We start from the raw sequence: 6,844 nt of genomic DNA, 5'->3' as shown, positions 1-6,844 counted from the left end.
AAGACCCGCTCCGGCAAGATCATGCGCCGCCTGCTCCGCGACATCGCCGAAGGCCGCGAGGTCGGCGACACCACCACCCTCGCCGACGCCTCCGTCATGAACACCATCCAGTCGCAGCTCCCGGCCAACGACCAGGGCTGACCACCCCAGAACCGGACTGCCACCGGCCATGCCCTGACCCCGGGCCGGCGGCAGTCCACCACCTCCCGCCCGGGCGGGGTCGTCACGATGGCACCAGCGACGGCCAACTCCCCGGCACCGGACGGGAGCACGGACGGTAGCCGTTGAGGGTCGGCGCACCGTCCACCGAGCCGCCGGGCACCGCTCCGCACAAGCGGTCCCCGGCGGCACTCCCTCCCCCACCCCCGACAGACCGTCAGGCCCCGCGCCCACGCGGGCCCCAGCCACCACGGCACACTCGGTCGCTGCCGGAGGTCCGGGGCGTCCGTTCCCGGTACGGCCCCACCATCGACCGGTGAGCGGTGAGCAGCAGCTGAGTCCTCGTCACCGCGCGGACGGGGCGGATGCATTCGACCCCGCGGTCCCGGGCCGGCGCAGTCACCGGCGCGCCACCGCCCGGGCGGATCTCCGCCCACTCCACGGCTGGGCGTCGCCAACTCGGTGGTCGCCGTGGAGAGCGGCGTCACCCGGGTCGACGCCCGAGTCACTCCTTCCGCCGCGTTCCTCGTCCGATCCGGCCCGGCGGCCGTCCGGCCACAGCTAGGCTGACCGCGCCCGTTGACGAGTGATCAGGGAAGAGGGGGTGCGCCGTGGTCGAAGCCCCGCACGTGTGCGCGTACCAGCAGCTGCCGGCGGACGGGCCGCTCTCGGCGGGCTGGTGCATCGAGCGGTTCGCCCCGGTGCTGCGGGCGCTGCCCGAGGGGTTGGACGAGCAGTCGGTGAGCCGGCCGGAGCTGCTGCTGCACCAGGAGACGCTGAGCGGCCGCCGCTGGGAGATCTACTACGTGCCGTTCGACCGGATCGACCCTGCGGCCCGGGTGGCACTGGTCGGCATCACGCCGGGCCGCCGCCAGCTGCACCTCGCCGTGCAGGCGGCCCGCGCGGCGTTGCTCGCGGGGGCGGAGCCGGACGAGGCGGTCCGACTGGCCAAGCAGACCGGGGCCTTCGGCGGCGCGATCCGCACCCACGCGGTGGCGATGCTCGACGGGATCGGCCTGGCCGACGCGTTGGGGCTGGCGACCACGGCCCGGCTCTGGGACCCGCAGGAGCGGGTGGCGGCGTTCACCTCGGCGGTCGGGCACGCGGTGTTCGTGGACGGGGCGAACTGGAACGGGGCGTCGCTGACCAGGATTCCGGTGCTGCGGACCTTCGCCGAGCAGGCGCTCGGGGCCGAACTGGCGGCGATGCCGGAGGCCTTGGTGATCCCGTTCGGCAAGGCGGCCACCGAGGCGGTGCAGCTCTCGGTGGATTCGGGGCGCATCAGCGCGGAGCGCTGCCTGTTCGGCTTCCCGCACCCGTCCGGGGCGAACGGCCACCGCAAGCGGCAGTACGACCAGGAGCGGGAGCGGCTCACCGAGGCGGTCGCCGCTTGGAGGGCGGCCACCGCCGCCCGGTGACCCGAGCGGCCACCACGGCGCCCGGCGACCCGAGCGGCCCGGCGACTCAGCGGGCGAGCGAGACGGCGAAGGGCCTGAAGCCGTCCCGGCGCAGGAGGTGGGGCACGACGAGGATCATCGCCTCGGTGGCGCGGGCGGTGGCGATGCCGCCGAGGTCCTCGATCCATCCGGGCTGCCAACCCAGGTCGCCGAGAAGACCGGTGACGGTCCGTTTGGCGTCCGGGTCGTCGCCCGAGAGGTAGGCGGTCGGCGGGGTGGCCAGGCTCTCCGGGGCGGTCATCACCGTGAACAGCATGGTGTTGAGGGTCTTGACCACGTGGGTGTCGGGGAGGGCGGCCTGCAGGAGTTCGGCCAGACTGCCGCCGGGGTGGCAGAGCTCGCCGGGCAGGCCGTCCGCCGCGTCGTGGGTGGCGTTGGAGACGTCGACGAGGATCTTCCCGGCGAGCTCCGAGCGCAGGCCGGCCAGGAGTTCCAGCGAGGTGTGGCCGGGGGTTGCGTTGATCACCACCTCGGCCGTGCGGGCGGCGGTGCGCTGGTCGGCCACGGCCACGGCCGGGTGCGGGGCGGAGGCGGAAGCCGGGTTCCGGGCGCCGAGGGTGACGTGGTGTCCGGCGGCGGAGAGCTTGCGGGCGAGGTCGGTGCCGACGCGGCCGGCGCCGAGGATGGCGATGGTGGTCATGGGGTGGTGCTCCTCAGGTGTCGGGAGGGAGGTGATGCCGGGTCAGGCGAGGGGCGCGAGGACCTTGAGGGCCGCGGCGTGCAGGCCGGGGGCCGAGGCCAGGAAGTCAGGGCTGCCCGTGGTCCAGGGGCGTCCCGCCAGGTCGGTGACGGTGCCTCCGGCCTCGGCGACCAGCAGGGCGCCGGCCACCAGTCCGGAGCGGACGTCGGAGAACTGCCAGAAGGCGTCCATCCGTCCGGCGGCGACGTGGATGAGCTGCATCGTGGCGGGCACCGACACCCGCACGACGAGACCGTTGACCAGCATCGCCGTGACGGACTCGCCGATCCGCCGGAAGGTGCGCTCGTCCTCGCCCGGCCGGGCCTGACCGGTGCCGATCAGCGCGGCGCCCAGGTCGGTCTTGGCGGACACCGTCAGCGGCCGGCCGTTGAGGTGCGCGCCGGCGCCGGCCACGGCGGTGTACGTGTCGCCAGTCAGCGGCAGGTGGACGACGGTGAGCACCGGCCGGTTGTCGCGGACCAGGGTGGCGGTCACCGACCAGTCGTCCATGCCGTGCACGTGGTTGATGTTGCCCTCGGCGGGGTCGACGACCCACCACTCCCCCGACGGGAGCGCGCCGCCGGCCAGCTCGTCCTCGGCCCACCGCGATCCGGGGCGGGCCCGCAGCAGCGGCTCCCGCAGCACCGCGAGGACCGCGTCGTCGTTGGCGTGGATCTCGGCGACGACCTCGTCCAGGCTCACGCCCCGGGCGTGCGGGGTGTGGCGCTCGCGCAGCGTGCGACCGGCGTTCACGACCGCCTCGGTCACCTCGGCCAGCAGGGTCAGGTCGGCGGCGGAGTCGGCGGCGAAGGGCATGGCAGTGCTCATGAAGGTCTCCCCAGGGCTTCGATGGTTCCGGGCGGCTCGTCCGCTCGCCCGCACTTCGAAGGTAGAAGCCCCGACGATGAACAACAAGTGCATGCTCTGCACTTGTAGAGTTACTCTCATGCAATTGGACCTGAACCTCCTCACGGCCCTGGACGCCCTGCTGGAGGAGGGCAGCGTCGCCGGCGCCGCCGCCCGCCTGCACGTCACCGCGCCCGCGATGAGCCGCTCCCTGGGCCGCATCCGCAAGGCCACCGGCGACCAGATCCTGGTCCGCACCGGCCGCAGCATGGTCCCGACCACCCGCGCACTCGCCATCCGCGCCGAGGTCCACGCCCTGGTCCAGCAGGCGCACCGGCTGCTGTCGGCCCGGCAGGACCTCGAACTGGCCTCCCTGGAGCGGGTGTTCACCGTGCGCTGGCACGACACCCTCACCTCCGCCTGCGGCCCCGCCCTGATCACGGCCGTCCACCGCGACGCCCCCGGCGTCCGGCTGCGCCTCTCCGCCGAACCCGGCACGGACGACGCCGAGCTGCGCCGCGGCGAGGTCGACCTGGAGTCGAGCTCCAGCCCGCCGACCCTCCCCGACATCCGCCACCGCCTGGTCGGCAGCGACCGCCTGGCGGTCGCCGTCCGGCCGGGCCACCCCCTCACCGAAGGCACGCTGACCATCGAGCGCTACGCCGCCGCCGAACACCTCACGCTCTCCCGGCGCGGCCGGCTGCACGACGCGATCGACCACGCCCTGTCCGCCCGCGGTCTCGAACGGCGCGTCGTCGCCGCCGGGCCCACCGCCGCCTTCGCCCTCCAACTCGCCCTCGCCGGCGACCTGGTGGCCACCCTCCCCGAGGCGGTCACCCGTGCGGACCGCCACCGGCTCGGGCTGGTCACCCTGCCCCTGCCGGTCCCGATGCCCGAGGTCCCGCTGTACCTGCTGTGGCATCAGCGCTACGACGACGACCGCGCGCACGCCTGGCTGCGCGAGCTCGCCACCGAGACCGTCCGCGCCCTGTTCCCGGACGGTGGACCTGCGCCGACCAGCCATTCGACAGATTGAACCCGTTCAAATAAGCTGCGCGCGGCATCTCGGAGACCGATCAGGAGGACGGCCCGTGCGTGACGTGACGACTGCGGTGGTGGGTGCACTGCTGGCCCTGGAGGCCATGGCCCTGGTCGCCATGGGCTTCTTCTCCATGGCCATGTACGCCGTGGGCCTCACGGACATCGGGGAGCCCTGGGGAGTCACCACCGGCATTCCGGTGATCGCGGTCTTCGGCGCGCTCCTGCTCCTCACGCTGTGCGGCGTGCGGCACGTGGTCCGCGTGCTCGGCCACCGCACCCGGCGCCGCTCCTGGAGCCTCCTCGCCCTGGCCGCCCTCCACGGCGCCTACGGCACCTCGCTCCTCCTGGACCTCGAAGGCCGACCCCAGTACGGCGCGGCCTTCCTGCTGCTCGCCGCCGCGCAGACGGTGGCCGCCGCGAAGCCGGCGCGCGGCTTCATGGAGTACCGCCTCGCCTGACCGCCCGGCCGACCGCAGCAGCCCGCCGACCACCTCGGCTCGGCTACTGCGACGCCCGCACGGCCGCCCCGGCGGACGCGACGTCGAGGTCGACCACGACCTCCTCGCCCTCCCAGCGGCCGCGCTGCGAGATCGCGAGGCCGATGAACGCCAGCTCTGCGGCCCGGTCCCTCAGCACGTACTGCTCGTTGGACTCGGGCCCGACCCCGCCCTCCTCGTCGCGCTCCCACGCGTCCACCGCGGCCTGCGCCACGCTCCTGGGCAGCCGAACGGTGACCCGGCCGGCCTGCGCGTCGACCCGCACCCCGATCGCCGCCAGCACCTTCGCGTCGTCCCGGTACCGGTCGTACTGCTCCTGGTCCACCACGGGGCGAGGTTACCCGGCCCGCAGCGAGCCGGCCGGTCGCCGCTAGGATCCGGATCCTCGACAACAGGGGGACACCATGGGCATTTTTCGGCGTAGAGAGCGACGGGACGGGGCGGATGTCCCGCGCGACGGGGAGTTGACGCTCCTGTCGGAGGCCGAAGCCACGCGGCTGCGTGATCTCGTCCGGGAGGCCTTCGCGGGGCACGGCCTCGACGTGACGGTCGGACCGGCAGCGCGACCGCGGGTACGGGGTGGAACTTCAACCTCGCCAACCTGGCGGCGGTGTGCCACAACGACGGCGGTGGCCCCCGGAGTTGGCCGGCCCTGGTGAACGAACACGTCGCCCGGGTGGTCCGCTCGGTGGCCGTGCGGCAGTCTCTCCCGGCCCTGCCGCGCGAGGAGCTCCTGACCCGGGTCCACCCCCGCCTGGTGACGAGTGACCCCGCGAGCCTGAAGGCCTTCGGCTACGGTCCCCGCTCGGTCCCGGGCCTGCTGGAGGTGCTGGCACTCGACCTTCCGGAGACCGTCGACCTGCTGCCCGAGGACTCCCTCGCCGCGCTCGGCGGCCAGGAGGCCCTGCGGGAGCGTGCGTTCCGGAACCTCCGGGCCGTCGAGGCCGACCGGCACGAGGTGGTGACGGGCGACAACGGCGCCCGCTTCGACGTCCTGACGGGCGACTCCTACTTCATCGGGTCCCTCGCCCTGATCATCGACGAGGTCGCGGCCCTCTACTCCGGGGACCTGCCGTCGCCGCACGGGATCCTGGTCGCGCTGCCGCACCGGCACGCACTCGCCTTCCACGTCGTCCGCGATCTGGCGGTGGTTCCCTCGCTGCACGGCATGGCGCGCTTCGCGGCCGCCGCGTTCACGGAGGCTCCGGGCAACCTGACCCCCTCGGTGTACTGGTGGTTCGAGGGCAGCTTCACCGAGGTCGCCACCCACGGTGGCGCTGACCTTCCCGTGGTCCTCACGCAGGAGGGAAGCGACCTGATGGCCCGAATCGGAGACCCCGGCGCCGAGGACTCGGAACGGCGGTCGGGCTGACCGACGGTCAGCTGCGCCGCGCACTCGCCCCGGTCAGCTCGGTGCGCACCCCGCAGGGCCGTCCGACGGCACCGGCTCGCCCCGGCACACGGCGGCGTCAGGGCGGGTCGGTGAGCGGTGATGAGCAGTGATGAGCTGCAGCCTTGAGTCGGCCTGTGACGTGACCTCAGATCACCTCTCGCTCAAGCGGGTTCAGTGCCAGTAGTGGTCGGCCCAGGTGCCGCACGGCCACTGGATCACCTGGGCGCCGTTGTCGGTGCTGGCGCCCGGGATGGCCAGGCACTGGCGGCTGTTGTAGTTCACGATGTGGAGCCGGTTGCTGGAATCGACCAGGAAGGCCCAGTAGTGGTCGCGCCAGGTACCGCACGGCCACTGGATCACCTGGGTGCCGGCGGTGGTGCTGGCCCCCGGGACGGCGAGGCACTTTCCGCTGTTGTAGTTGACGACCTGGTACCAGTAGTAGCCGCTTTCGGTGAACTTGTAGTTGGCCGTCCAGTAATGGTCGTTCCAGGTGCCGCAGGGCCACTGGATCAGCCCGGTGCCGTCGGCGGTGCTGCCGCCGGGGACGGCGAGGCACTGGTTGCTGTTGTTGTTGATGATGTGGTCGTAGGCTCCGTTGAATCCGATGCCCTGCTGCGCCAGGGTGCCGCCCTTGGCGCCCAGGTACTGCTGGACCCGGTCAGGACCGAGCGAGGTGAATCCCCGCAGGTCGGCGCCCTGAACGGTCACCGTGACGGTCTTCTCCGCCGCCGGCACCTGCGCGGAGGCGGTCCCTGCGGCCGTGAACCCGAAG

Annotated in this window: 8 protein-coding genes; 4 read left to right on the top strand and 4 right to left on the bottom strand. The window is 73.3% G+C overall.

The window, feature by feature from the left end:
- The first annotated feature begins 770 nt into the window (after positions 1-770).
- Positions 771-1,577 carry a hypothetical protein gene (locus tag ACWEPF_RS39300; RefSeq protein WP_452176443.1) on the top strand — a complete coding sequence of 269 codons (807 nt, stop codon included), beginning with the start codon at positions 771-773 and terminating at the stop codon, positions 1,575-1,577.
- 46 nt (positions 1,578-1,623) lie between these two features.
- On the opposite strand, the gene ACWEPF_RS39295 is transcribed toward ACWEPF_RS39300, so the two are convergent.
- On the bottom strand, positions 1,624-2,256 hold the full coding sequence (locus tag ACWEPF_RS39295) for an NADPH-dependent F420 reductase (RefSeq protein WP_452176442.1): 633 nt from the start codon (positions 2,254-2,256) through the stop codon (positions 1,624-1,626).
- 42 nt (positions 2,257-2,298) lie between these two features.
- Positions 2,299-3,123: an inositol monophosphatase family protein gene (locus tag ACWEPF_RS39290; protein ID WP_452176441.1), complete on the bottom strand. Its 825-nt coding sequence runs from the start codon at positions 3,121-3,123 to the stop codon at positions 2,299-2,301.
- 118 nt (positions 3,124-3,241) lie between these two features.
- Between ACWEPF_RS39290 and ACWEPF_RS39285 the strand changes: the two genes are divergently transcribed.
- A complete protein-coding gene (locus tag ACWEPF_RS39285; RefSeq protein ID WP_452176440.1) occupies positions 3,242-4,177 on the top strand; it encodes a LysR family transcriptional regulator in 936 nt (311 codons plus the stop codon).
- A 55-nt stretch (positions 4,178-4,232) separates the two neighbouring features.
- Positions 4,233-4,640 carry a hypothetical protein gene (locus tag ACWEPF_RS39280; RefSeq protein WP_452176439.1) on the top strand — a complete coding sequence of 136 codons (408 nt, stop codon included), beginning with the start codon at positions 4,233-4,235 and terminating at the stop codon, positions 4,638-4,640.
- 43 nt (positions 4,641-4,683) lie between these two features.
- On the opposite strand, the gene ACWEPF_RS39275 is transcribed toward ACWEPF_RS39280, so the two are convergent.
- Positions 4,684-5,007, bottom strand: a complete 324-nt coding sequence (locus tag ACWEPF_RS39275) for a hypothetical protein (protein WP_345288355.1) — start codon at positions 5,005-5,007, stop codon at positions 4,684-4,686.
- Positions 5,008-5,289: 282 nt separating this feature from the next.
- On the opposite strand from ACWEPF_RS39275, the gene ACWEPF_RS39270 reads away from it, so the two are divergent.
- Positions 5,290-6,051 carry a hypothetical protein gene (locus ACWEPF_RS39270; protein WP_452176438.1) on the top strand — a complete coding sequence of 254 codons (762 nt, stop codon included), beginning with the start codon at positions 5,290-5,292 and terminating at the stop codon, positions 6,049-6,051.
- A gap of 192 nt (positions 6,052-6,243) precedes the next feature.
- On the opposite strand, the gene ACWEPF_RS39265 is transcribed toward ACWEPF_RS39270, so the two are convergent.
- A partial coding sequence (locus ACWEPF_RS39265) for an RICIN domain-containing protein (protein WP_452176437.1) occupies positions 6,244-6,844 on the bottom strand: 601 nt, incomplete at its 5' end.

It is taken from the genome of Kitasatospora sp. NPDC004289 (assembly GCF_053602875.1).
Note: the sequence above shows the minus strand (reverse complement) of the source record. Positions and strands in the feature narration are given on the sequence as shown.

Bases quoted from the DNA above. Each gene is read 5' to 3' on its own strand.
- ACWEPF_RS39290 (WP_452176441.1), bottom strand. From the start codon at position 3,123: ATGAGCACTGCCATGCCCTTCGCCGCCGACTCCGCCGCCGACCTGACC.
- ACWEPF_RS39285 (WP_452176440.1), top strand. From the start codon at position 3,242: ATGCAATTGGACCTGAACCTCCTCACGGCCCTGGACGCCCTGCTGGAG.
- ACWEPF_RS39295 (WP_452176442.1), bottom strand. From the start codon at position 2,256: ATGACCACCATCGCCATCCTCGGCGCCGGCCGCGTCGGCACCGACCTC.